Consider the following 25,489-nt stretch of genomic DNA (forward strand, 5'->3'; position numbering starts at 1 on the left):
GTCTAATTTAATTATAGTTTGTTTATTATAGTTTTTCTTTTATGAAATTGGTCATTTTAGTAAACAACTGAATACGGGTTTTACCCCCAAAAATACCGTGGTTTTTATCTGGATATACTGCCCAATCAAATTGTTTATTGGCTTGTACTAAAGCTTCAATAAATTGCATCGAATTTTGAAAATGCACATTGTCATCAGCCGTTCCGTGAACTAAAAGGAAATTTCCTTTCAATTTATCAGCAAAGTTTATTGGCGAATTCAAATCATAACCATTCGCATTTTCCTGCGGTGTTTGCATATAACGCTCGGTGTAAATACTGTCATAAAATCTCCAATTGGTAACTGGTGCAACCGCAATAGCCATTTTAAACACATCGGCTCCTTTTAAGATACAGTTACTCGCCATAAATCCACCAAACGACCAGCCAAATATACCAATTCTAGTTTTATCTACGTACGAATAATTTCCAAGTACTCGAGCGGCATCTATTTGATCTTCTACTTCATATTTTCCTAATTCTTTTTGCGTACATTTTTTAAATGCGGCTCCTTTAAAACCGGTTCCTCTACCGTCTACACAAACCGTAATATAGCCTTGTTGCGACAACATCATAAACCAATAATCGTTAGTGTCTAACCAATCGTTAGCTACTTGTTGCGAACCCGGACCCGAATATTGGTACATAAAAACAGGATATTTTTTAGTGGCATCAAAATCTTTTGGTTTAATCATCCATGCATTCAATTTGTTGCCTTTTTCGGTAGTCAGTTCGAAGAATTCTTTAGTCGGCAAATTGTATTTTTTCAATTTGTCTGTCAAAGCAAGATTGTCTACAATAGCTTTAACCTGTTTTCCATCTTTAGAAGCATTCAATGTATAGGTTGGAGCCACGGTTGCAGAAGAGTAGGTATTGATAAAGTATTCGAAATTCGGACTAAAAGTTGCGCTATTCGTTCCCACTTGTTGTGACAATTTCACCTTCTTTTTACCATCCAAACTGATTTTATAAACATCTCTTACAATAGAACCATTTTCAGTCGATTGATAGTACACCGTTTTTGTTTTCTCATCAAAACCATAATAAGATGTTACTTCCCAATTGCCTTTGGTTACTTGGTTTTTCAACTTTCCGGTTTTGTCAAACAAATAAATATGATTGTAACCGTCTTTCTCTGAAGTCCAAATAAAGCTGTTGTCTTTCAAAAAAGTTAAGTTGTCGGTAACGTCTACATAAGCGTTGTCTTTCTCATTCATAATCACCTTAGCAACACCAGTAGTTCCATCTACAAAAATCAAATCCAAATTATCTTGATGACGATTCAACACTTGTGCACACAACACATTCGCATCGTTCGTCCATTTCATTCTAGCAATATAAAAATCAGAATAATTTCCGAGAGTAATATCCTTGGCAGCAGCCGTTGCAACATCATAAACAAACAAAGAAACCACCGCATTTTTCTCACCGGCTTTCGGATACTTGAACGTTTCTACCGTTGGATACAAATCTTTTTTATAAATATTCATGGAAAACTCAGGAACTTCGCTTTCATCAAAACGAATATACGCCAACTTTTTGCTGTCGGCACTCCAATCAAATGCTCTTACAAAAGCAAATTCTTCTTCATATACCCAATCCGTAATACCGTTAATGATGGCATTTCTCTTACCATCAGTTGTGATTTGTGTTGTTTTTCTTGACACTAAATCATAAATAAATAAATTATTGGCTTTAGCATACGCAATTTTAGTTCCGTCAGGAGAAAAAGTAGGCTCTTGCACTTGATCAAACAACTTGCCCATTTCTTTGGTCGCAATGTTATACAAATAATAATCTGCAGTAAACGAATGGCGGTAAATCGAATTGCTATTGCTGGCAATTAAGATCAATTTTTCATCATTACTAAAGGTGTAGCTATCAATACCATCTGCCAATTCTTTATTGTTTTTAGAATCGATTAATGTCGCTACTTTGGTTAGGGTTGCATAATCGTACAAGTCGATTTGTTGCGATCTTGTAGCTCTGTCAGAATTCAGAACCGTGTATTGATTGGTGCTTTTTAGCGCTTGCAATTCGTCCATTCCTTTGGCACGAAAGCTTCCTGTATAAATATCTTCAACCGTTATTTTTTGTTGGGCTACCACCGAAATTCCGGTTAAAAGAAATACTGCAATAAGTTTAATTGACTTCATTTTTTTGATTGATTATAAAACGACTCCAATTTTAGTGAAAAATTTGCAAATAACGGCAGTTTTTTGTGTTAAATACAATTTTTAAAGTTTACCTCATTAAAAACAGAAGCCCATTTCAACATCACTTCGAGTGTTTTTTTGTGCTGTGCAACGAAATAAAAAAATGTATCGAGAAGCTCCGTCACTTCGAGTGTTTCATAAAATGCGATCAGCTTTTATGAAATGTATCGAGAAGCACTCCTTTACTGCCTGTCAAAATCGGTGACTGAACCTCTCAAAGTCAAATCCATTTATTCCTTACCAGTCATTTCTTTAAACTTGTCAATATCCAAGTAGATGATTCCCCATTGATGGCCGTCTAAATCTTCAATATTCCGTATTTGCATAAAGCCTTCGTCAAGGGTTGTCGTTGGCTCTGTTCCACCTGCTTTTAAACCATTATCAACTATTTCATTGAGCTTTTCCAAACTTTCTACGGGTAATGTAAATGTTGCTATCGAGTTAACCTTAGCATCTGCCAATTTCTTTTTATTGCCTGAAGTAAACATCTCAAGCGTTTGCAACATCACATAAATTTGGTCACTCCAAACCATGCATTTCTGATTGTCAAAAGTAAACAACGGATTAATCGTAAAACCCAATTGAGTATAAAAGTGCATCGATGCCTCAATATCCTGTACTGGCAAATTAATAAAGAGTTGTTTCATAAATTCATCAATTAATTGGGTTACAAATTACTTAGTTTTTTTTAAATATTATACAATCATTATTCAAAGTCGGGTTTACTTCGAGTGTTTAACATGCTTTGTAACACAAAAAAAGAGACCACTGAGTAAAATCCACCACAGCTAGCTACACAATAAAACAAAGGCACTACGGCTAAAAACCTAAATCTTACATTTCGATCTAAACGGCATTGCCTTTCCCTATACAATCTCCATTCAAAACTTACAATTATAAATCATAAACTTTATCTTTGCATTTCAATAAGCTAATAACTATGAACAACGCCGTATCTGGATTTTCTAAATTAACTAAAGAAGAAAAAATCAACTGGATTGCCGACCAATATTTCACCAATCCAGCCCAAGCCATCGCTACCCTAAAACAATACTGGAACAGCGACGTACAACTGCAACAACTTCACGACGAATTTATAGAAAACACCATTACCAACTTCTACCTACCGATGGGCATAGCTCCCAACTTTTTGGTTAACGGTACCTACCACACCATTCCTATGGTTATCGAAGAAAGTTCGGTAGTAGCCGCAGCAGCCAAATCGGCCAAATACTGGAGCACACGTGGCGGATTCAAAGCCACCGTTCTAAACTCCGAAAAAATTGGGCAAGTGCATTTCATTTACCAAGGCGATGTTCAAAAACTAGAAGCCTTCTTCAACTCACTTAAACCCAAATGCTATACCGCAACCGAAAGCATCACTAAAAACATGCAAAAACGAGGCGGCGGTATTCTAGATATAGAATTGCGCAACAAAACCAACGAGCTCAACAATTACTTCCAATTGCATGTAACCTTTGAAACCAAAGACAGCATGGGAGCCAATTTCATCAATTCGTGTCTAGAACAAATTGCCAAAACACTCACCCAAGAAGCGGCGCAATACGATGCTTTCACCAATGACGAAAAGAACATTCAAGTCATCATGAGCATCCTTTCTAATTACGTTCCTAATTGCATTGTTCGTGCCGAAGTGTCCTGCCCAATAGCAGACCTCGCCGAGAAGAAAATAGAAAATCCACAAGAGTTTGCCGAGAAATTTGTGCAAGCTGTCAACATAGCCGAAATCGAACCGTTTAGAGCCGTAACCCACAACAAAGGCATCATGAACGGAATCGACGCTGTAGTGCTTGCCACCGGAAACGACTTCCGTGCCGTAGAAGCAGGCGTCCATGCCTACGCCTCTAGAAACGGACGCTACTCCAGCCTTTCGCATGCCAAAATTGAAAACGGCATTTTTACTTTTTGGTTAGAAATTCCATTAGCCCTGGGCACCGTAGGAGGCCTCACTACCCTACATCCATTGGTAAAAATGGCCCTCGAAATTCTCGGAAAACCATCGGCACACCAACTCATGCAACTCGTAGCCGTAACCGGTTTGGCCCAAAACTTTGCCGCCTTGCGTTCCCTAACCACCACCGGCATCCAAGAAGGTCATATGAAAATGCACCTCAACAACATACTCAACCAATTCCAAGCCACACCACAAGAGCGAACAGCCATCACCAAACATTTTGAAAACAACACCGTAACCCATGCCTCAGCAGTACAACTAATCGAAAACTTAAGAAAGAATCAGTAGCGAATGTACGGGCATTTTTGCCATCCATATACCCGCTTTCCGCTATATTTTTATGCCTTATCAGGCAAAAAGATACCGCTACAATCGGGGCTAGACAGCCAACTATAAGAACCAAATCTGCATCATGAAAAAAACCTTCTACAGCAACGGAAAACTACTCATCACAGGCGAATATGTAGTACTTGATGGCGCCAAAGCACTAGCATTACCTACCAAGTTTGGCCAAAACCTCATCATCGAAGAAGCTAACAACAACATCATCCACTGGAAAAGCCACGATTATGACGGAAGTATTTGGTTTGACGAAACCATACCGTTTTCCTCCATCATAGAAAAGAAAAACTACGATGTGACCCATAACATCAAAAATACCTTAATTGAAATTCTACACGAAGCCTACAAGCTCAATTCCAATTTCATTATCCAAGGCAAAGGCTATAACATTACTACCCAACTCACCTTCCCCAAATTATGGGGTTTAGGCACTTCTTCTACCCTAATCAACAACGTGGCTCAATGGTTAGAAATAGATGCCTACGAACTTCTTAAAAAAAGTTTTGGTGGCAGCGGTTACGACCTAGCCTGTGCCCAAAACGACACTGCTATCATCTACCAATTAATCAACGACAAACCCACAATAGAGAACATTACCTTCCATCCCGATTTTACTAAAAATATATTCTTTGTATACCTCAACCGCAAGCAAAGCAGCAAATCGGCCATAGCCGCCTACCTCGACAAGCAAGGCGACATCGGCAAAACCATAAAAACCATTACTAAAATAACACAAACCGTGGTAAACGCCACTGAACCCAAAGAGTTTGCTACCGCACTACAACAACACGAAATAGAAATGAGCAACGTACTCGAACTACAAACCGTTCAGGAAGCCCTTTTCGAAGACTTTGACGGCGTCATTAAAAGCTTAGGAGCTTGGGGCGGTGATTTTGTTTTAGCTATTTCCAAAAAAAACCCAACCGATTACTTTAAGGAACGAGGTTTTGAAGTAGTTGTTCCCTACCATGAGATGATTTTATAACAATAAAGCATAAAAAAATCCCACTCAATTGAGCGGGATTTTTTATAACCTTTTATATAAATTCGATTAATAAAATTCCAATCTATTATCGTCAATTTTAGCATCATTTTTCAACGCAGGGAATACTCTTCCAGCTGCTTGAGCGTTGGCTGCTTTCAATTTGTTAACGTAGTCGTCATACTTAGGCAATTTTGGCGCTTTAGTAACCGATTTAGTCATTACTACATATACACCCGAATTTCCTTCAATTGGAGCAGAAACTTTATTCACTGGAGTACCAAACGCAGCTCCAACCACTTTAGGTTCCATTCCAACATTAGCTAAAAGCGCATTTTCAATAGAAGCCGCAGGAGCATTTTGAACCGTAGACCCATTTGCTTTAGCAATAGCATCTAACGAAGCACCTTTCATTTTAGCCATGATTTTCTCTGCTTTCTTTTTGTTTTTAATAATGCCTTCTACACTTGGTTTAGCATCTTCCACAGTCATTAATCCTTTTTCATTGATTTTTTTCAACTTAGCAATAACGTTACCAACGTTAACTACTTCAAATCGTTTCACATCACCAACTTTAGTATCGCTAGTGTAGGCCCATTTAATGATTTGTCTTTGGTTACCTGCTGCACCAAAAGCTTCGTCCATTGCTTTCGCTTTGATTGCTGGGTTAACCGTTAATTTAGCTGCTTTAGCAACGGCAGCAAAATCTTTAGTTTGAGCATCCATTTCAAATTGAGTAGCTTTAGTATACAACTCATTTGTAGTAGTTTCAGAAGGCTCAATTTTTTCGGCAAGTGTAGCCAAACGAATAGCATCTTGCTTATCTGTAATGTTGATAATATGGTATCCAAATTCTGTTTCAGCAATTCCAATTTTTCCAACAGGATTACTAAATACGAAATCTTTATATCCTTTAGCAAAACCTGTTTCTCTAGAAATAAAGCCCATATCACCACCATTTTGTTGTACTGATGGATCTTCAGAATTGGTCAAAGCAATCATTTGAAACATGGATGGATTAGCCAATACTTGAGCTAAAATCCCTTCTGCTTTTACTTTTGCTTGTTCCTTAGTTCTTTTTTCTTTTGGTGCTGCTCTTTCAGCGCCAACCCAACTAATTAAGATGTGACTAGATTTAACTTGATCTCCAGCTTTTTTACCCATTACTTTAGAAAGGCAGTAGTAATTTCCATAAATGTATGGTCCGTAGATTTCGCCAATTGGCAAAGCAAACAATTTATCAGCGTGTTCAGCTGGTAAATTTTGTTTAGTTACATAAGTAGAATCATAAGGTCTATCCGAATTTTGATTCACAAATTCAGCCACATTAGTAGCCGTTCTAAAACTTGGAATAGTATCGTATTTTCCAGTTTCTTTATTGTAAACCACACTTCCAGAAAGGTAACCATTGATTTTAGCTTTCATTTCAGCCTCATCTTTAGCCGATGGTTTGTCTTCAATCAAAACGTATTCAATTTCACGAGTTTCCTCTGATTTGAATTTTTTCTCGTTCTTTTTCATGTAGTCTAAAATGTCCGCATCGGTAACTTTTACATCACTATCTTTAACGGTAGAATACAATACAGAAACGTAATCAAAATTCACTTTGTCTGCTTCTAATCTGTATTTAAATTGACCATCAGCATTGGTAGTATACATACCCGCTTTGATCATAGAACCGTAAATTTGAAATTTAGCGTTGATTTCATCATTTACTTGTCTTTCTTCAAAAGCTTTAGCTTGCTCCGGATTCTTCTTGAAATAGTCTTTGAATTTAGCCAAATCAAATTTACCCAACTGATTCAAAAACGCAGGGTTATTTCCAATATTTGGATCTTTCTTTAAAACTTCAATGATGTTATTTTCACTCGTGCGAATTCCTGCTTTTTCGAATTGTTCAGAAATTAAAGCGATAGCAACTTCTTGATCCCACATTTGGTTAGCCGCTTGTGTTTGGGTAATTGGCTGACCGTTTTGACCATTTTTCTCTGCATTTGCTACTTTAATTCTAAATTGATCAAAAGAAATATCTTTTCCATTTATACTTCCTACATCTTTAGATTGACTTTTAAATCCTTTGGTGAACAAATCCTGAACAACAAAAGCCAAAAGGGCAAACCCAATAGCCAGTAAAAGTAATCCTGAACGTTTTCTAATTTTTTGTAAAACTGCCATTTCTATATATGTTAAATTTTATTTCAGTTTGCGAAAATACAATTATCTATGAAATAATTACAATTGTGGTGCTATAATTTGCAATAAAAAGTGATTTTTTTTATTCTCATTCCGAAATGGTCATTTTTACTACTTCTATTTTCTTATTTGTAGCTTCTTCTATGACAAAATGAAAGTTTTCAACTACGATTTGGTCGCCTTTTAGCGGAATTTCTTTAGAAGTATTCACAATAAAACCACCAAGAGTTCCATAAGAATCGTTTTCTGGAATGTTGAGTTTGTATTGTTCGTTAAGGTATTCTACATCCAATCGAGCCGAAAAAAGATAGGTTTTGTCGTCCAGTTGTTTTTCGGTAAGTGCTTCATCGCCATCGTGTTCATCTTCAATTTCACCAAAAAGTTCTTCAATGATGTCTTCTACAGTTATGATTCCTGCAGTACCGCCATATTCATCTAGGACTACCGCTACGCTTTTTCTTTTTTTAGTAAGCAAACTCAATCCGTCTTTAATAAAAATAGTTTCGGGCACAAACTCAACCGGAATCATGATGGACTTAATACTTCTTGGTTTTTTGAACAATTCAAAAGAATGCACATATCCAATAATATCGTCTAAAGAATTTTGATACACCAATATTTTAGAATAACCGGTTGTAATAAATAATTCGCGTAATTCGGAAATCGAATCATAAATATCAACGGCAACCAATTCGGTTCGAGGCGTCATAATATCACGTGCTTTTACGCCAGAAAACTCCAATGCATTTTGAAATATTTGAATTTCAGAATCTACTTCTTCGTGATCTTCAACCGTACTCATTTGTTCGTTGATGTAATTTCCCAATTCGCCTTTACTAAAAAATGACGGCACATAATCGCCTTCCGTTTTAAAAAATTTCTTCAAAATAAAATCGGAAATCCAGATCACAAAAGAAGAAATATAATTGAAAGCCACAAAAAAGATATAACTTGGCACTGCAAAAATCTTCATCAGATTATTGGCATACACTTGAAAAAATACTTTCGGTAGAAATTCTGAAGTGATTAATACTATTAGGGTAGAAATAACCGTTTGAGTCAATAAACTCGAAAAATCGGACAATTGAAACGAAAATGTTTTGATCCATTTCATCAACAAATCACCCATAAAAAACCCATAAACTACCATAGAAATATTATTACCAACCAACATAGTGGCGATAAATTTGGAGGGTTTTTCAGTAAGTTTAGTTAATATTTTAGAAAGGAAATTGTCTTGTTTTTTTTCTATTTCAAGAAAAATTTTGTTGGAAGACACAAAAGCTATTTCCATTCCCGAGAAAAAGGCACAAAGAAGTAAACATACTATGATTACTACTATTTCCATTTAGGATGGATTGGATTTATTTTGTTTGTCACGGTCTGCAAATTTTTTAGCAAATTTTCTTCTAAAGAAAAAAGTGAAGAAGGCTAATCCTGCCAACACCACACTCAGCCATGGTTTTTCTACGTTATTCCATTTAGAAATAGCATCGCCTACCATTACGAATCCGATAACCAAGTACAAATATTTTGTGAAATTTAAATAATTCATGTCTATTTATTGTTTTCAACTTCTCCTGAAATATCTTGAGAGTTGATGATTTTAAAATCTTTACTAAAATCGACGCCTTCTCCATGAGAAACGCCTTTTGGATCGGTAAATTTATATCTTTTTTCGGTATAAAACCATTCGTTTTTTTGATCAAAATACAACTGTTCAGTTTCAAACAATTGCCCTGTTTCGTTGGATATTTTTACATCGCCTTTTAGATCTATCAAATCGGTATTTTTAAAAGTCACAGCGTATTTAGAAGTAACAAAGGTTTTTTTGCCCTTTTCATCATACATGGTCACTTTAACACCTTTGGGAAATTCGGTAAAAGGAAATTCTACTGTGGCATAATCGAGCATTTTCGGGCTCACTAAAATCGATTTAATCCTGCCCGAATCGGTGTATTTAATATTAATCGAATCGGCTTCACCACTAGGTGTAAACTCTGCAAAAGTTGATTTTTGAACTTCTTTAAAATTACTCTCACACGAAAGCAACAAAAAAACCGCTACTGCAGTGACAAGAACAACCGTTGATTTTCTCGATATCGAAATCATATTAAAATTGAACTGTTTGATTAATCCAACATCCAATTTTAACTTCTTTAACCTTTGATTTAGCATCAAAAACTACATTTTTTAAATAGTCTTTAGACATCATATCGCACGTTACTTTTAGCATGGGCTCAACAACAGCACCTTTTAAAACCGTATCGGAAGCTAATTTGTAAATGGCCTTTTTTTCGTTTTCAGAAGTAGTGCATTCCTCTATACTGTTGGCATAGAGATTGGCTAAAAAGATATAATACTTTCCATTGGTCGGATCATTATCAATAGCCACAAGTGCCATTTCTTTGGCTTTTCCTTTATCTGAACCAGACAAAATAGAAGCAACTGTATAAGCAGTACTTGCCTTTTCCATTTTATCGGTTGACAAAGCAACCGATTGGGTGAAAAAATCTATTGCTACATTTTGATCTCCAGTGTATAAAGTGTAATTGGCTATATAATAAGCCGATTTTGAAGAAGGTTTTAAACTGTGTAATTGTGTTGCAACGGTACCAAAAATTGGGGATGTTTTACAATTTCCAAAAAGAGCTTTAGCTGTCGCATACAACCAATCTACATTCAGCTTGTTAGCTTCGTAATTTTTTTGTGCATACGGAACTAAATTGTCACATACTAAAATAGGGTTCATATAAGAATCTAATCCAGCTACCACTAAAGTATACTGTTCTTTTTTTGCTGGGATTTTTTGACTGTTAACATCTAGCAATGAATTCACTGCATTGTATTTATCAATCAGCTTGTCTATGGTTGCAGCAGACAAATTGGATTTGTTTTTCTCGAAATAATATTGAAAATAAATAAAAATGGCCTGTGGATTGGTGAACGTTGTTTTTTGTTTTTCAAACGCTAGCTCTAAAAAATTATAGATTTCTTCTTCGGTTCCGGCTTTGTTATCATACAATACCATCGCTCTTTTTTCAAAATTTCCATTTTGATTGTTCGGAAAATTTTTATCGTATAAGTCATACAACTTAAGCAACTCTCTAGCTTGCTTTTCTTTGTTTTCCGGACTTGCGGTTTCAATATTATATTGTAAAACCTGACTTCCTAAAAGGTAGATTTGTTCGCTGTATTTGGGGCAGGAAATTTTTACTTCTTTCCAAACCTCCAATGCTTTTGAATATTCTTGATCAACAACATACTTTCGCAATTGACTTTCCTTATCATTACAGTTTACCTCTTGTGCTTTTGCAAAATGAGAAAAAACCAATACAAACAAGAAAAACAATTTCGTTTTCATACGTATTTTATATTAAATTAATCAATTTTTCTTTTTTGGAACCATCGCTCGTTCAATGATAATCCAAGGCTAAAATTCATATAGTGTTCTCTAACCAAACCAGCGTCTTTAGTACCTCTATTTCCAACTTCAAAACCTACATTAAGATTAGAAAAGGTACCTCTTAAAGGCAATCCTAACCCAAGGGTTAAAGCAGCATCTTGAATGGATTTATTATCAATAACCAAGCCTGTATTTTCATATCTAAATCCACCACGGTATACAATTCTATCCATATAATTAGAAAACGATTTGTAATTTGGAATATAATAACCGCCTACTGTAAATCTTTTAGCATTTTCATACGACACATTATTAATGTCGTTGAAACGATTCCCAAAGTTACTCGAATTTTGGAAGGTAAGTTCCGAACCAACAATCCATTTTTTAGCATCACCTACTCCCAATCCGAAAGTGAATTTTGAAGGCAATTTCAATTTGGTATTAGCAACATCAATCGTAAGCTCATCGCCAACAGCAACATCATTTGACCCAACTACCTGCACTACAGCTATTTTTCTGCTGTTTGAAATATTAAGTTGCGACTGAGGTGAATAGGTTGCGCTTGAAAAAACTGAAATGTCTTTGTATATTTTAGAATGAAATGCTACTCCAGTGTTGAAATTTACACCGTTAATGTTAGATGAATTCAATTCTCTTGTTCCGTATTGAATTTGATTGCCATCAACATCATATTGTACAGCAACACTCTTGGTATCTACTTTACCAAAATTGTATTGTGCATCGGCACCAAAACTAAACTTCTTGGTCAATTGGTATCCAAAACCAAAAAAAACTTTATTCATACCTCCACTTCCTGAATAAAAATTGGTTGCTGTAACCGTATTATTTAAAGTTGAATTTTTAATATTATATCCAACCGATGAATACGGAATTAAACCGAATCCAATCCCTAATTTTTTAAGTGGAATTCCAACCGCTAAATAATCCAGCGTTGTTCTTTGTGCTTTTTCGTTTTGACTGTTTGTTTTCAATCGGTTGGCTGCAAAAGTACCTCCAATAGAAAACGACGTAAGTTTTAAACTAGAATACATTGCCGGATTTAGAATATTGATGTGAATACTATCTGGAATGGCTGACATACTTCCCATCGAGCGATTTTCTATAGTTCCTTTAAAACGAACATCACCAATACCATAAAATGAATAAGGCGAAGAAGTGCCTTCTTGAGCAAACGAAACCAGCGAAAAAAGTAAACTAATACTTACTATAATTTTTTTAATCATTGTTGATTGTATTGAAAAGTTTGATTCAAACTTTCTAAAAGAAAATTTGGATTGGCAAATATGGTATTTTTTAATCGTTCAGCCAAAAAAACTGAGTCTCCACCAGTTAAAATTATGATAAAGTTATCATTTCTATCTAAATTAGCGTTAATAAAACCGTCGATTTCCATGGCAACTCCATTAACAACTCCAGAATGAATGGATTGTTGGGTAGAATCGCCTATTAATTTTTCTGGTTTTTCTATAGTCAATAACGGCAATTTAGCAGTGTAATTGTGCAACGATTCGTATCGAAGGCGGATTCCCGGCGAAATAGCACCTCCGAGATAATTGTTGTTAGCATCAATAAAATCATAAGTAATACACGTTCCAGCGTCAATTACTAATCGGCTTACATTTGGAAATTGCAACACGGATCCTGCTGCTAAAACCATTCGATCAATCCCAAGTGTATCGGGTGTGCTGTAAAGGTTTTGAAACGGAAACGCACTTTCTTTTGAAATAAAAGACACCTTAACAGTTTCTGAAAACCCTAAAAAATCGTCTTTTTGGAGTTTTCCAACCGATGCTATCACAATATTGGTGATTTCTGGAAAATTTTTCAAACTATTTTTTACCGAATTTTTCCAGTCTGAAACGGGTATGATTTCTTTTTGCACCAGTGTATTCTGTTCAAATACAGCCGATTTGATTTGTGTGTTTCCAACATCGATGGCTAAAAGCATGGTTCTTGATTTAGTGAGGCAAAGTTACAAATAGATTTTTTTTAAAAATTGTTTTGGATAAATTAAAAATCATTCTATATTTGCACCCGCAATCAACAAGCAGGAATGCTTTAAATTGTAACGGTACCTTAGCTCAGATGGTAGAGCAATGGACTGAAAATCCATGTGTCCCTGGTTCGATCCCTGGAGGTACCACAAAACCCGAATAGTACTATTCGGGTTTTTTGTTTTTATTAATTTATAATGCCACACTTTCTTTACATACTATATTCTAAAACAAGCATAAAATATTATGTAGGAGAAACTCATAACATTCAAGAGAGAATTTCTAAACATAACCAACACACTTACTCTAACTCATTTTCAAAAATCGCAAATGATTGGGAATTAGTTTTATCATTTGAATGTGAAGATAGAAATAATGCCTTATACCTTGAAAACTTCATCAAGAGAATGAAAAGTAAAGCATTTATTGAAAAAATAATTTCAAAACCAGAGATTCTTTCTGATATTTTATCTAAAAAACAATAAATCCATGTGTCATGGTTCTCCCGAAGCGTCGGGACTGGAGGTACCACAAAACCCGAATAGTCCCGACGCTTCGGGATTCGGGTTTTTTGTTTTTATACATTTGCATTTTTTTATTAGTAGCGAATGGCTTAGGCTTTTTTGCTTTCCCTATTCCTGCTATCTGCACCGCACGGCGGTCGCTTCTATCAGGGCTAGACAGAGAAGGTCTTGAACTAAATTAATTGCTTTTTACTGGCTCTGTTTTAGTATCTGTATCTTCCGTTTCCTGCAAATCTTCGGTTTTTCTACCCAATTTGACTTTAGGATTGTCTTTGGTTCCTGTAACTGTCAATGGTATTCCGATAATTCCTAAAGGTGGCAATCCCAATCGCATTTTGATATTCAAACGGCCGTCAAAACTCGTAGTTCCTTCAATTCGTGGACGGAAACCCGCTACTTTAAATTTGAATCGCTCAATTGTAATGATGTTATTCTTAATGGTAGTTTTAATATCAACTTTGGACACATCTGGATTTTTGATCGCTTCTTTTCCTGTTTTTTTGCTTACAGCTCCAAACATTTTAAAGCCTTTCATCTTGACATTTTTCACCGAAAGAACTCCGCCACCTTTCAACGAAGGATAAATAGGTTGCATTTGGTTGTTTAATCTTCCAGCCACTTTATAGTCTAACGAGACTATTCCTTCGGCACTTTCGGCAGCCGAAGCCATTTCACGAAACATTTTAATTTCGTTATAAGCCCGTTTCACATCAAAATCTTTAGCCAGAACTTCAAATTCAAAAGAAGCTTTTTCAGGCGATTCACTGCCATACACCACATCCATCACAACATTAGAACCTATGATATCAAATCCCGATTTATGCAATTGCAACTTTCCGTTTTTGATGACTACATTCCCTTTGAGATTTTGCATTTTAAGTTCATCAAAATCGACTTTCTGTGCCAAACAGTTGAATTGCAAATCTAAATTTGGCGGCACCACCACAACTCCTGAAGCATTAGCACCATTAGGCTCTGCTTTGGCTTGGTTTTTGGTCGAATTGGACATAAACTCATCTACGTTGATGTAATTGGCATCGACATTGAAACTGCCTTTTAAAACGCCTTTATCCGACAACACGAAATCAATTACGTTTTGCATGTAACCGTTCATTTTAAAATCGGATAGCCCATAAGTTGCCGAAAAGTTATTGAAGTTCATCTTGTCTTGATTGAACACAAATTCGCCTTCTTTAATTACAAATGACTTTGGTAAATACGCTGAATTGGTTTTTATATTTCTTAGCAGCAACGTTCCTTTATTATTCAATTTGTGATAATGGCCTGCAACAGCATCGGCTTGAGTTCCTTTAAAAGCAACATCGGCCTTAATATATCCTTTTACGTCCAATCCTTTTTGAGAAAACACTTGATAGATTTTGGCTAAATCCAATTCGCCTTTAGCTGTAATATCGTACTTTACATTTTCTAAATTTTCAAGATTGGCTTTAACATAGATTGGTTTTCCTTCAAAGTTGAAAGAAGCTGGATTAAGCGCAATTTTGACACCTTTTAACGACCCTGAATCATCCGAAACATTTGCCAAAATATTGATATTTTTAATCGGATTTGGATAATAATCGGTTTTTATATAACCGTTTTTAAACGATATTGCTCCTTTCGTTATAGGAAGTATTTTGTTTTTGGCATCATAAATTCCTTTAGAATTAACATCTGCCTTTAGAACTCCTTTCAAATCCATGTTCTGCAATCCAAAGGCTTGATCTAATTTCCCTAAATCAATTGCCGATTGAATTCGGGCATCAATAGTGGGTTTGCTTAATCCTTGGGTTTTGATAATGGCTTTAACATAATCTTTTCCAACATTGAAAAATATTGAATCGATATTTACTTTAAGACGTTCGGTGTTTAAAGCAGGCAACTTGGTGTCAAAATTTAAAAAAATATTAGTAGCCGAAAGTGGAGCTTCTTTGTAATTGATTTCGCCTTCTCTGATTTTCATATTGAACGCCAAATCGGGTTTTTCGTTGGTAGAAGCAATGTATTTTCCTTTTAACGTAAGTAGTAAATCGGTGCTTCCTTTTACTTTAGTTTTTTCAAGCCAAGTCACGTAGCTTGGTGGAAGTGCAGTAAAAAAATCATTCAGTTTGCTGTCTTGTGATTCTACTTTAAAATCTAAATCGTATCCGTTTTTTAAGAAATCGAGTTTACCTACAAAATCGATAGGCAACTTATTAATTTTTAAATTATTTTCTTCAAAGATAAACGACAGCGAGTTGGTGTTGATTTTGGTAATCAAATTAGCATTCACCGATTTATTTTTAAGATATTGTTCTCCACCAAAAGCGAAGTTAAAATCTTCTATTTTGGCTTCGGTATCCAGCTGAAAAATAGCTTTAGTTAAATCGCCTTTCCCGACATAATTGAACCCTTTGGCATCAATCAAAATTTTGGTTGATTTATCGTCATACACCAAATGCGTATTGGTTATCGAGATTTTTTCCAACCGCAATGACGTAGTTGAACTCGTGTCTTTGGCAGTTTCTTTACTGTCGGAAACATATACATTGTAGTTAGCTTCACCTTTTTCATTGACTTTTACATTCATAAAAGCATCGGAAAGAAAAATTTTATCGATGGCAACTGTTTTATCAAAAATCAAACTTTTCAGATTGATACCAAATGAAATTTCATCGGCAGAGACTAAAGTTTCTTCTTTATAGGGCGCTGAACCTTTTAATGAAAACTTGGTAAGCGATAGCGTCAACGACGGAAAATGATCGAAAAAAGAAAGATTAGCTTCTTTAAAATTAAGTTCTCCATTCAATTTTTGATTGGCAAATTCTTTAATCTCTTGCTCAATTTTTCCAGGAAAAACTATAGGGAACAAAAACATCATTAGAAGAATTACACCAAGGGTGCCTCCAAAAATTTTCAGTGATTTTAGTAGTATTTTCTTCATTAGTGCTCAATCGTTTAGTATGCAAAGCTATAACAACTTGTTGGAATAAAAAAAGACCTTCCTAATTAAAGAAAGGTCTTTTTAAAAGAATCTGTTTTAACTAACTCAAAAATTATTCTTTTATTAATTTCATTGTTTTCTGACGATTATTCAAATCGACAACTCTAACTAAATACAACCCTTGATTTAAATCGGCAATATTGTATTGATCGTTGATGGTAAGATCTGAAAATGATTTTACCAATTGTCCCGTAATAGAGAAAATTTCAACTTTTTCGGCATCACCATTTAAGGTAAAATAAGTCGCTGCTGGGTTTGGCGACAAACTTAAATTGTTTACACCACTAAATTCGTCGTTGGCTAAAGCTGGCTGATTGCCGTAAATTCTGAATCCACCAGACTCGATAGCAATAGTAGCTGTAGTACTTGTAACGTTAATTGTGGTATTATCCATCAAGTTTACCCAAGTTCCTGTATAGGGAAAATCTGGAATAACATTTTGAGCCGCAACCGAAAAGTTAGCTAAAATAACTACGTTTTTCAATTGAGAAGCTGGCAACGAATTGTCGTACACATAAACCCTTTGTCTGATGTTATTGGAATCTGGACTAATAGCATAACTTCCGTTAAACACCGGATTGTTCTTTTTAAGATCAATCATTTTAGCATAATCGTTATAAATTTTACTACGTTGTGCAACACCCAACCAGTTATTTACCCATTGTGGCTGTGGTTTAGTAGCCAATTTACAATCACCAGTTGTAGTATCCGTTTCTGTATTTACGGTTCCATCAGTACAGGTATAAATAGAATCGCTCATTCCTAAATCGGCGAAATGCCAAATCATTTTAGGTCCTGGCACCAATAAAGAAATGGCTCCGATAGCTGACATTCTGTACAAACTATTGTTTAAATTTCCATAAACAGGGCTTGCGCCGCTACCATTTCCGTAGGTCATCGCTGAATACATCAATCGGTCTTTATCGTGACTTTCTGGATATCCCATCAATCTTTTTCCTGTGAAACCTCTGCTTACATATCCCATTCTTGAAATATCGGCACCAGTAGAATATCCTTCAATTAATTGAGTGTATGGATAGGTCATTTCGCCCCACATCATTACGCCTTTGCTTGGTGTTTCACCAATTCTATAATTGGCCCATTGTTGCTCTTCGCTATCAATTCCAAGGTGTTCAAAAATCACATAATGATTTGGATCTAAGCTCCATGAATAATCAGCATAATCTTTTAAAATTGCTACTCTATCGGCTTGGTATGCATTAGTACAAGTATCATCTCCAGCCGAACACGCTTGTGTAAAACCTTTGGTTAAATCCCAACGGAAACCATCAATTTTAAATTCTTGCACCCATTGTTTAATCACTCTTTTGGTGTAATATTTGGTATAAGCAGAAGCATGATTAAAATCATTTCCTACTCCATAACTGTGTTTTGCAAATTCATTGAAATAGGGATTGTCTGAAGCTGCATCGCCCCAACCATCACCATCAGGATCTTTCATCCACATACGCACTAAAGGGTTTCTTCCAAAAGCATGATTTAGAGCAACATCTAGAATTACGGCAATACCGTTTTGGTGACATAAATCGACAAACTCTTTCATTTTATCACCTGTTCCGTAGAATTTATCTAAAGCTAGATGAAATGCTGGATTATAACCCCAACCTTCATTGCCTTCAAACTCCATAACAGGCATTAATTCGATAGCATTTACTTTAAGATTTTTAAAATAATTTATTTTATCTATTAAGGTTTGAAAATTTCTGTTGGCATCGAAGTCTCTAATCAATACTTCATAAACCACTAAATTATCTTTACTTGGTTTGACGAAATTCGTAGTAGCTGAACTCCAATTGTAAGGAGTTTGTCCTGTTTTTAAAACGGTAACCTCTCTTTCTTGTCCACTTGGATAAGCAGGCAAGTTAGGGTACGAAACAGGTGAAATATAAGGATCATCGAAAGGAGATGCAACTAACGTTGAATAGGGATCAGCTGTTTTTACTACAGCTGGTGAGTTTGTTGTAGGCGTTTGATCAACCACCCAATATTGATAGGTATATTCTTGACCCGAAGTTAATCCGGTTAGTTCTAACCAAAATTTACCTGTAGAAGGATCCGTTTTCATTAAATAGTTGGTACCCGGCACCCAGTTATTAAAACTTCCGGCAACATATACGAAATCTTTACCCGGAGCTGTTAATACTAACGTAGCTTTAGTAGGATCGGAAGCATTGTAATTAATACCATCCTCTAATCCAGAAGCCATTGCTTGTGAAGTGGTGCCTGCATTAACGATTACCCCAAATTTCTTTGAAAAAGTAGTTGCTCCTTGATTGATTAATAGTTCATATGATTTATTAACTGTTATATTGGAATCTGTATAACTATAAGTTGCTCCAACGGAAGTATTGATACTAACTCCGTTAGCCAACAAATTATAATTAGCATTCCCATTGGTATTATTAGCAGTAATTGTCAAACTTTGTCCACTATTAACAATAGTGTTACTACTTTCTAGAGGCGCTACCAAATTAGATTGAAAAGCCCCAACATTTAGAGATAAATCTACCGATTGAGCATTTCCTAAGGCATTTCTAAAAACAATGTTGATTTTAGTTACCGACCCAGAAGAAACACCATAGTATCCTAGAATTGTTGGTGTTAATGTTAAGGAATATATATTCCCAGAAACAGGTGTTAGTGCGGGTTGTGAGGTATTATTGCCCCAAGTCCCTTTAACATTTTGCCACGCGGTTCCGTTTAAAGTAACACCCGTATGAGCATATATTGTTCCGGTATAGGTTGCTAATGCTGTTCCAGTTTTGTCAAAAAGAATGACTGGATTTGATGAAGTAGCATCTGGGTTAGATCCACCTTGCCATGATACTTGAGAAAACCCAAGTGATGAAAGCAAAAGGAAAAAAAGTAAATGTATTTTTTTCATAGCATAAAATTTAAAAAAGGGCCTTCGATTAGGAAAGCCCTTTTGGTATTTTTTTAAATTATATTATTGCAATGTTAAAGTATAAGTATACTTTCTTGCGTGAGATAAATCTAATTCTACTTTGTAAGAACCACCAGCGGCTACAGAAAGATTAGATCCGTCTTGAGTCATCGCAGCTGGATCACCACCGTAGTTGATTGTCCATGCATCGTTAGCTCTAAATTTGAATTCTCCAGCAGTTAACGTTACAATACCTTCCCATTTTTTTGTAGAAGAATTATAGGTTAATGGTGTACTTGCGCCCCATCCGCCTGGAGTTGCTGCACCAACAATTCCCCAGTTAGTTAATTCTGTAGAATACGTTAATGTAGTAGTATTTGCTTTTACTCTGTAATATCCTGCTGCTGCAGTACAGTTTACTTCACCTGTTAACAATAAAGCTCCTGAAAAACTACTGTCATCACCCCAGTCTGGATTTCCCCAGTTAAAGTTACCAGCTGAATCCGGTCCAACAAATTTAAAATCACCATCTAAATAAACGAAACCTTCATAATCTGTTGCTCCAAAAGCAGAAGATGACAATGTAGGTGCAGTTGGTGGATTCCATCCTTGGTGGTTTCCTGGAACAGCCAATTTAGGCAATTCTGTAGTGTATGGAGTCACTAAATAATTAATAGTGTTTGAATAAGCAACTTGAGAACCTGTTGTTCCAATTGTAGACATAATTCTAACATCTAATGCACCTTGAGTAAATGGTACTAAACCTGCAGATACTGCTGCTCCATTTAATACGTCAGAAGAAATACTTGCAAACGTACTTGTTGTAGAAGTAATTGCGATAGGTGTATCAAAATCATCACCATTTTTATCTACTTGAACTGTATATGTTACCTCAGTTGGAGAACCATAATCCATTGCTGCCCATGTTAAAGCAAGTCCAGGATTTAAAGGAGTTGTAGGATTTAAAGTTACAGTTTCGCCAGATTGAGGCGATAAAATGGTGAATGAACTCTGTGGTTTTGAGATCATCAAATCTTGCTCATCAGTACAAGATGTGAAACTAGAAACTATAGCTAGAGCTACAAAAGTCTTTATAAATATATTTTTCATTTTTAAAATTTTTAGTTTAATTAAATATTAATAACCTGTATTTTGAGTTAGATTAGGATTTGAAGATAATGATGCTGCTGGGATTGGGAACACTTTTAAGTTATTAGAAATTGAGATTCCATTAGAACCATTTCCTTTCCATGCCCAATTGTAGCTTCCACCAGTATATTTTCCAAAACGAATTAAATCTTGTCTTCTGTGAGATTCCCAATGTAATTCTCTTGCTCTTTCATCTAATATAAAATCTAAAGTTAAATCTCCAGCAGAAATATTAGCACTTGTTGATCCACTGTTAGCTCTTTCACGTAATGCGTTAACATAAGTAAGCGCTTGTGTAGTTGAAGCACCAGCTCCACCTCTAACGGCACATTCTGCATACATTAAATAAACATCTGCTAAACGAAACAATGGAAAATCAGTATCTACGAAAGTAGTACTTACTCCAGGAACACCTGCTGAAGTTCTGTTAGAGAATTTTGCTAAAATATATCCTTGATCTCTATTGGCAACATCTGCAATATCAATATTTCTTGTACCTGAAATAATTGTTTTTCTTGTATCAGTACTAAAATTAGGACCATCAAATTTTTGAACAAATTGCTTTCTCAAGCGTAAAGCTCCACCCCATCCTCCAGAGCCTACTCCAAAAGAAGCACCATTTTGCTCTATAGAACCTACTTGACCATTAACAAAAACTGTTGTAGGTCCGTAGTTTTGAGTTACTAACCCATCCGATTGTAAGGTAAAAATCATTTCAGATGAATTTTGATTATCTGCTTTAAAATTATTTAAATAATTAGTATTTAAAGTATAACCTCCTGCGATGATTGCATTACATTGTGCAGCACACTCAGTATATTTAGGTGTTCCAATATACACTTCAGCATTCAAATAAATTTTAGCCAAAATCATTCTTGCTACAGCTTGATCTAATCTACCATATTCGTTGGTTCTAGGCGCTTTCAAGTCAGGTAAAACAGCAGTCAATTCACTTTCAATGAAATTAAATAGTTGTTGTCTGTTGTATTCTGGACCCGCTGTGTTTACAGGATCATTTTCTGTAATAAACGGAGCTTTTCCAAATAAATCCATCAAATTATAGTAAGCCATAGCTCTTAAAACTCTAACTTCTTTTCTATACAATGCGATGTCATTTAAAAGCGTTGCATCTGTAACACCTCTACCACTTAATTTTTCTGGAGTAGTTTGTTTCAAATACTCGTTTGCAAAAGACACTTCAGCCATAGTTCTACTGAACATCCCAAGAATTACTGGATTACTTGAAGTCCAAATATTTCTTTGCAATTCTTTAGTTCCTGGATCATTTTCATAACTCCAAATAACCTCATCTGTAGTTAAGTCTTGAAGATACCACAAACATCTACCGTATTGACTGGTTCCTGCATCAATTCCTGTTAGAAAAGAAGAACCAGCTCCATCAGTTCCTGTTAATGATAAATTACCATAAACTCCTGCCAAACCTTGTTTATATGAGTCAGGTTGTGCAAAGAAATCTTCTGATAAGAATACCGTTGGATCCTTTGGAAGTACATTTAGATCGTTGGTACATGAGCTGAGCCCAAGTACACTTACTAAAAGTAAAAAAGCGTTAATCTTAATTTTTTTCATAGTTTTTTATTTTAAAATTTTACGTTAGCTCCAAATAAGAAAGAACGTTGTCTAGGATAAATTGTATTATCAATTCCACCTGTAATTTCTGGATCTAATCCTGAATATTTTGTAATTATAAAAGCATTTTGAACACCTGAAAACAATCTTAAAGAAGCTTTTCCTTCCAACCATTTTGGAAAAGTATATCCTAAAGTAATGTTATCCATACGCAAGAAAGAAGCATTTTCTACATAAATATCAGACAATACCACGTTAGAAGTTGTATTGAATCCAGTATTTTGAACTGCAGTTGGAATATTTCCTAAAGCAGTACTGTTTTGCAAATTGTCGTATTGAGCATTACCTGCATTAACTGCATTGTACACTCTATTTCCAACATTAGCTCTCAAGTTGAAAGAAAAATCAAGATGTTTGTAATTCATAGAAGATGAGAAACCAAAAACAAAATCTGGATCTTGATTTTTGTAGATGTATCGATCACTTCCATTGATGATACCATCACCATTTAAATCGGCATAGGCACCTTCTATAGGATGACCCGCAGTATCATATAATTGTTTGTAAACATAGAATGATCCTGGAGTAAAACCTTCTCTATAGATTTGAGCAGTACCACCTGTTCCTGCACCTGTTCCTCCATAATACACATCAGCACCACCGGCTAATGAAGCAATACGTCTTTCAAATTTTGTAGCATTGAAATTCACATTCCAATTAAAATCAGCCGATTTTATTACTTCAGCATTGATGCTAAATTCAACTCCTTTGGTAGTAAAACTTCCAATATTTTGCAACAATGAATTAGAAAAGTTTCCACCATCAGCAACTGGAGCTACAGCAAATAAGTCGTTTGTTTTTTTGTAAAAAACATCTATTGCTCCTGTAATTCTGTTATTGAACAAACCATAATCAAAACCTGCATTGTAAGTAGTTTGTGTCTCCCATTTCAAGATATCATTGTAAGGTCTTGAAATTCCAATTGGTGTTGGTGTTGAACCAAAAGTATATTGAGAGTTTAATCCTCCTAATGCATATTGTTGTAGATATATATTATTGTAAGCGGCATCCAAGCCTTGATTTCCTGTAATACCATATCCTAAACGCAATTTAAAATCAGAAACAGTTTTAGAATCTTTGAACAAGTCATTTTTCAATTTCCATGCAAACGCAAATGCAGGATAATAAGCCCATTGATTTTCTTTAGCTAATCTTGACGAACCATCTCTTCTTAAAGAAGCCGTAAGTAAATATTTATCATTGTATGTTAAATTGGTTCTTAAAAAATATCCTATTAACACATTATCCGTTTGTGGTCTATAGTACGTTGGATTTGGTGGGGTTGCAGGATTGCGTCTTAAATCCCCATAATAAGTTCTTTCTTGATTGAAAATTTGATATGATCTTCCTAAAGTTGCTTCAACGTTTAAATTTCCAAATTTTTTGTTGTAAGCTAAATAGGTATCAATTAATTTATTTCTCAAAAGTGATGTTTGCGTAGCATCCGTTCCAATATAATGAACAACACCTGCACCATCAGTATAATTTCCACCAGTTGCAACACCAGCATCAACCAATCTAGTATTCACACCATTTGATTGATCAAAACCAACATTTACAACCGCTCTTAAATCTGGGAAAAAGTGGAATTTATAATCCGTTTCAAAATTACCAAAGATTCTATTACTCTTACCTGTATTATAGGTTTGCATCAATTGAGCTACTGGGTTTCTTGGAGCTAAATTTAAGTTCCCATTTGAAGGATTGTAATACTCAAAATAACCCCCAAAAGGAGAACCGGCTTGATATACGGGTTGAGTTGGGTCAAAATGAATCGCTGAACCTTCAACACCATCAGCAAAACGGTTGTTTTCATTAGCGAACGTTGCATTCAATCTAAATTTTAAATGATCCTTCAAGAAAGTAGGATTTAAGGTTGTAGATACTGTATTTCTATTGAATGAGTTAGTCAAACGCAATCCTTCTTGATACGTATTACCAATCGACACACGCGCCGGAATGGTTCCAAACAAATTACCTTTAACAGAAAGGTTATTATCCACAAAGTCAGTTCTTCTGTAGATTTCTTTTTGCCAATCGGTATTCGAAGTGCCTAATAAACCAGCTAAACCTGGTCTTTGTTGTTGTACTATACTTCTAAATTCATCTGCGCCAAAAACATTAATTTGTTTAACGTTTTTACCAGAACCATACTGAAAATTGTAATCTACGGTTAATTTTTTACCACCTCTTTTTGTGGTGATGATAATTACACCATTAGAAGCTCTCGAACCATAAATAGCACTCGAAGAAGCGTCTTTAAGCACTGTAAAACTCTCAATATCATTTGGATTTAATGCTGCCAAAACAGATGTTGAACCAGCACTTCCTTCATTTGCAACAGGCAAACCATCAATAACAATCAAAGGATCATTACTTGCATTTAATGAAGAACCTCCACGAATTCTAATTTCAGAGCCTGAACCAGGAGCCCCACTCGTATTAACGGTAACACCAGCTAAACGACCACTAAGCAAATTCTCCGCAGTGGTAACCGGCCCTTTATTAAAATCTTTAGCACCAAGCGCAGCAACCGATCCAGTAGCGTCTTTTTTCTTAACATTACCATAACCAATTTGAACTACAACTTCTTGCAGTACATTAGCTTCTTCTTCCAAAGAAACCGTTAAAGATTTTTGATTTTCGAAATTGATAGTCTGATTTTTATATCCCACAAAAGAAAAGACAATTTTGTCTCCTGCTTTAAGTTTGGATAATTTAAATTTACCGTCAATATCGGTAGATGTACCCATTTGGGCACCTTGAACAACTACATTTACTCCAGAAATTGGTTGTCTGGTTTTAGAATCAACAACCACTCCATCAATTGTGCTTTGGGCCAAAACACTAAAAGGCAGTAATAGTAATAAAAATAACAACTTGTTATAAATTGTTTTCATACATTTTGTTTAGGTTAATAAATTGTTTTTTAAGCTTATATTTTACTTCGAACGTTAAATTTATGATAATTTCTCGGATAAAAAAATGACACCTTTATTATGGAGTCCCGAAAACGTTTTCGTGTTGAAAACTTTCTCAATATTTCATATTTTTTGGAACAAAATTGATAGTATGAGAAAATAAATATATCTTTATTAAAAATTAAATATT

17 protein-coding genes and 1 tRNA gene are annotated in these 25,489 nt (G+C 35.3%); 4 read left to right on the forward strand and 14 right to left on the reverse strand.

The window, feature by feature from the left end:
- Positions 1-25 precede the first annotated feature (25 nt).
- Together ACODSI_RS05180 and ACODSI_RS05185 are read right to left on the reverse strand one after the other, a co-directional pair.
- A complete protein-coding gene (locus tag ACODSI_RS05180) occupies positions 26-2,194 on the reverse strand; it encodes a S9 family peptidase (RefSeq protein WP_488915785.1) in 2,169 nt (722 codons plus the stop codon).
- A gap of 290 nt (positions 2,195-2,484) precedes the next feature.
- Positions 2,485-2,901, reverse strand: a complete 417-nt coding sequence (locus ACODSI_RS05185; RefSeq protein WP_488915786.1) for a VOC family protein — start codon at positions 2,899-2,901, stop codon at positions 2,485-2,487.
- A 293-nt stretch (positions 2,902-3,194) separates the two neighbouring features.
- On the opposite strand from ACODSI_RS05185, the gene ACODSI_RS05190 reads away from it, so the two are divergent.
- Complete coding sequence (locus tag ACODSI_RS05190) at positions 3,195-4,517, forward strand: hydroxymethylglutaryl-CoA reductase, degradative (protein WP_488915787.1); 1,323 nt, start codon at positions 3,195-3,197, stop codon at positions 4,515-4,517.
- A gap of 124 nt (positions 4,518-4,641) precedes the next feature.
- Positions 4,642-5,556, forward strand: a complete 915-nt coding sequence (locus tag ACODSI_RS05195) for a GYDIA family GHMP kinase (RefSeq protein WP_488915788.1) — start codon at positions 4,642-4,644, stop codon at positions 5,554-5,556.
- A 66-nt stretch (positions 5,557-5,622) separates the two neighbouring features.
- On the opposite strand, the gene ACODSI_RS05200 is transcribed toward ACODSI_RS05195, so the two are convergent.
- From ACODSI_RS05200 to ACODSI_RS05230, 7 genes are all read right to left on the reverse strand, one after another.
- On the reverse strand, positions 5,623-7,728 hold the full coding sequence (locus tag ACODSI_RS05200) for a peptidylprolyl isomerase (RefSeq protein WP_488915789.1): 2,106 nt from the start codon (positions 7,726-7,728) through the stop codon (positions 5,623-5,625).
- A 106-nt stretch (positions 7,729-7,834) separates the two neighbouring features.
- The gene (locus ACODSI_RS05205) at positions 7,835-9,094 is read right to left on the reverse strand and encodes a hemolysin family protein (protein WP_488915790.1); all 1,260 of its coding nucleotides are present in this window, start codon (positions 9,092-9,094) and stop codon (positions 7,835-7,837) included.
- Positions 9,095-9,301: a hypothetical protein gene (locus ACODSI_RS05210; protein WP_488915791.1), complete on the reverse strand. Its 207-nt coding sequence runs from the start codon at positions 9,299-9,301 to the stop codon at positions 9,095-9,097.
- Positions 9,302-9,303: 2 nt separating this feature from the next.
- Positions 9,304-9,858 (reverse strand): LPS export ABC transporter periplasmic protein LptC, encoded by a 555-nt coding sequence (lptC, locus tag ACODSI_RS05215; protein WP_488915792.1) that lies wholly within the window; start codon positions 9,856-9,858, stop codon positions 9,304-9,306.
- A 1-nt stretch (position 9,859) separates the two neighbouring features.
- Positions 9,860-11,110, reverse strand: coding sequence for a hypothetical protein (locus ACODSI_RS05220; RefSeq protein WP_488915793.1), 1,251 nt, complete (start codon positions 11,108-11,110; stop codon positions 9,860-9,862).
- Positions 11,111-11,127: 17 nt separating this feature from the next.
- The gene (gene bamG / locus ACODSI_RS05225; RefSeq protein ID WP_488915794.1) at positions 11,128-12,396 is read right to left on the reverse strand and encodes a BamG family beta-barrel-assembly machinery protein; all 1,269 of its coding nucleotides are present in this window, start codon (positions 12,394-12,396) and stop codon (positions 11,128-11,130) included.
- Entirely contained in the window at positions 12,393-13,121 is a 729-nt protein-coding gene (locus ACODSI_RS05230; protein ID WP_488915795.1) for a type III pantothenate kinase, read from the reverse strand. Before ACODSI_RS05230 ends, bamG begins: the two co-directional genes overlap by 4 nt.
- Positions 13,122-13,243: 122 nt before the next feature.
- On the opposite strand from ACODSI_RS05230, the gene ACODSI_RS05235 reads away from it, so the two are divergent.
- Positions 13,244-13,316 (forward strand) — tRNA-Phe (locus ACODSI_RS05235).
- A gap of 48 nt (positions 13,317-13,364) precedes the next feature.
- Complete coding sequence (locus tag ACODSI_RS05240; RefSeq protein ID WP_488915796.1) at positions 13,365-13,652, forward strand: GIY-YIG nuclease family protein; 288 nt, start codon at positions 13,365-13,367, stop codon at positions 13,650-13,652.
- A 217-nt stretch (positions 13,653-13,869) separates the two neighbouring features.
- On the opposite strand, the gene ACODSI_RS05245 is transcribed toward ACODSI_RS05240, so the two are convergent.
- The 5 genes from ACODSI_RS05245 to ACODSI_RS05265 all read right to left on the reverse strand — a co-directional run bounded on the left by ACODSI_RS05245 (position 13,870) and on the right by ACODSI_RS05265 (position 25,278).
- The gene (locus ACODSI_RS05245) at positions 13,870-16,614 is read right to left on the reverse strand and encodes a hypothetical protein (protein WP_488915797.1); all 2,745 of its coding nucleotides are present in this window, start codon (positions 16,612-16,614) and stop codon (positions 13,870-13,872) included.
- Positions 16,615-16,726: 112 nt separating this feature from the next.
- Positions 16,727-19,579 (reverse strand): alpha-amylase family glycosyl hydrolase, encoded by a 2,853-nt coding sequence (locus ACODSI_RS05250; RefSeq protein WP_488915798.1) that lies wholly within the window; start codon positions 19,577-19,579, stop codon positions 16,727-16,729.
- Positions 19,580-19,642: 63 nt separating this feature from the next.
- Entirely contained in the window at positions 19,643-20,689 is a 1,047-nt protein-coding gene (locus ACODSI_RS05255) for a SusE domain-containing protein (RefSeq protein WP_488915799.1), read from the reverse strand.
- A 27-nt stretch (positions 20,690-20,716) separates the two neighbouring features.
- A complete protein-coding gene (locus ACODSI_RS05260) occupies positions 20,717-22,318 on the reverse strand; it encodes a RagB/SusD family nutrient uptake outer membrane protein (RefSeq protein WP_488915800.1) in 1,602 nt (533 codons plus the stop codon).
- Between the two features lie 11 nt (positions 22,319-22,329).
- The gene (locus tag ACODSI_RS05265) at positions 22,330-25,278 is read right to left on the reverse strand and encodes a SusC/RagA family TonB-linked outer membrane protein (protein ID WP_488915801.1); all 2,949 of its coding nucleotides are present in this window, start codon (positions 25,276-25,278) and stop codon (positions 22,330-22,332) included.
- Positions 25,279-25,489 lie beyond the last annotated feature (211 nt).

The sequence above is a fragment of the Flavobacterium sp. FG139 genome (assembly GCF_057809695.1).

What these genes read in the sequence shown, in the direction of transcription:
- ACODSI_RS05180 (WP_488915785.1), bottom strand. Translation starts at nt 2,194, where the DNA reads ATGAAGTCAATTAAACTTATTGCAGTATTTCTTTTAACCGGAATTTCG.
- ACODSI_RS05185 (WP_488915786.1), bottom strand. Translation starts at nt 2,901, where the DNA reads ATGAAACAACTCTTTATTAATTTGCCAGTACAGGATATTGAGGCATCG.
- ACODSI_RS05190 (WP_488915787.1), top strand. Translation starts at nt 3,195, where the DNA reads ATGAACAACGCCGTATCTGGATTTTCTAAATTAACTAAAGAAGAAAAA.
- ACODSI_RS05195 (WP_488915788.1), top strand. Translation starts at nt 4,642, where the DNA reads ATGAAAAAAACCTTCTACAGCAACGGAAAACTACTCATCACAGGCGAA.
- ACODSI_RS05200 (WP_488915789.1), bottom strand. Translation starts at nt 7,728, where the DNA reads ATGGCAGTTTTACAAAAAATTAGAAAACGTTCAGGATTACTTTTACTG.
- ACODSI_RS05205 (WP_488915790.1), bottom strand. Translation starts at nt 9,094, where the DNA reads ATGGAAATAGTAGTAATCATAGTATGTTTACTTCTTTGTGCCTTTTTC.
- ACODSI_RS05210 (WP_488915791.1), bottom strand. Translation starts at nt 9,301, where the DNA reads ATGAATTATTTAAATTTCACAAAATATTTGTACTTGGTTATCGGATTC.
- lptC (WP_488915792.1), bottom strand. Translation starts at nt 9,858, where the DNA reads ATGATTTCGATATCGAGAAAATCAACGGTTGTTCTTGTCACTGCAGTA.
- ACODSI_RS05220 (WP_488915793.1), bottom strand. Translation starts at nt 11,110, where the DNA reads ATGAAAACGAAATTGTTTTTCTTGTTTGTATTGGTTTTTTCTCATTTT.
- bamG (WP_488915794.1), bottom strand. Translation starts at nt 12,396, where the DNA reads ATGATTAAAAAAATTATAGTAAGTATTAGTTTACTTTTTTCGCTGGTT.
- ACODSI_RS05230 (WP_488915795.1), bottom strand. Translation starts at nt 13,121, where the DNA reads ATGCTTTTAGCCATCGATGTTGGAAACACACAAATCAAATCGGCTGTA.
- ACODSI_RS05240 (WP_488915796.1), top strand. Translation starts at nt 13,365, where the DNA reads ATGCCACACTTTCTTTACATACTATATTCTAAAACAAGCATAAAATAT.
- ACODSI_RS05245 (WP_488915797.1), bottom strand. Translation starts at nt 16,614, where the DNA reads ATGAAGAAAATACTACTAAAATCACTGAAAATTTTTGGAGGCACCCTT.
- ACODSI_RS05250 (WP_488915798.1), bottom strand. Translation starts at nt 19,579, where the DNA reads ATGAAAAAAATACATTTACTTTTTTTCCTTTTGCTTTCATCACTTGGG.
- ACODSI_RS05255 (WP_488915799.1), bottom strand. Translation starts at nt 20,689, where the DNA reads ATGAAAAATATATTTATAAAGACTTTTGTAGCTCTAGCTATAGTTTCT.
- ACODSI_RS05260 (WP_488915800.1), bottom strand. Translation starts at nt 22,318, where the DNA reads ATGAAAAAAATTAAGATTAACGCTTTTTTACTTTTAGTAAGTGTACTT.
- ACODSI_RS05265 (WP_488915801.1), bottom strand. Translation starts at nt 25,278, where the DNA reads ATGAAAACAATTTATAACAAGTTGTTATTTTTATTACTATTACTGCCT.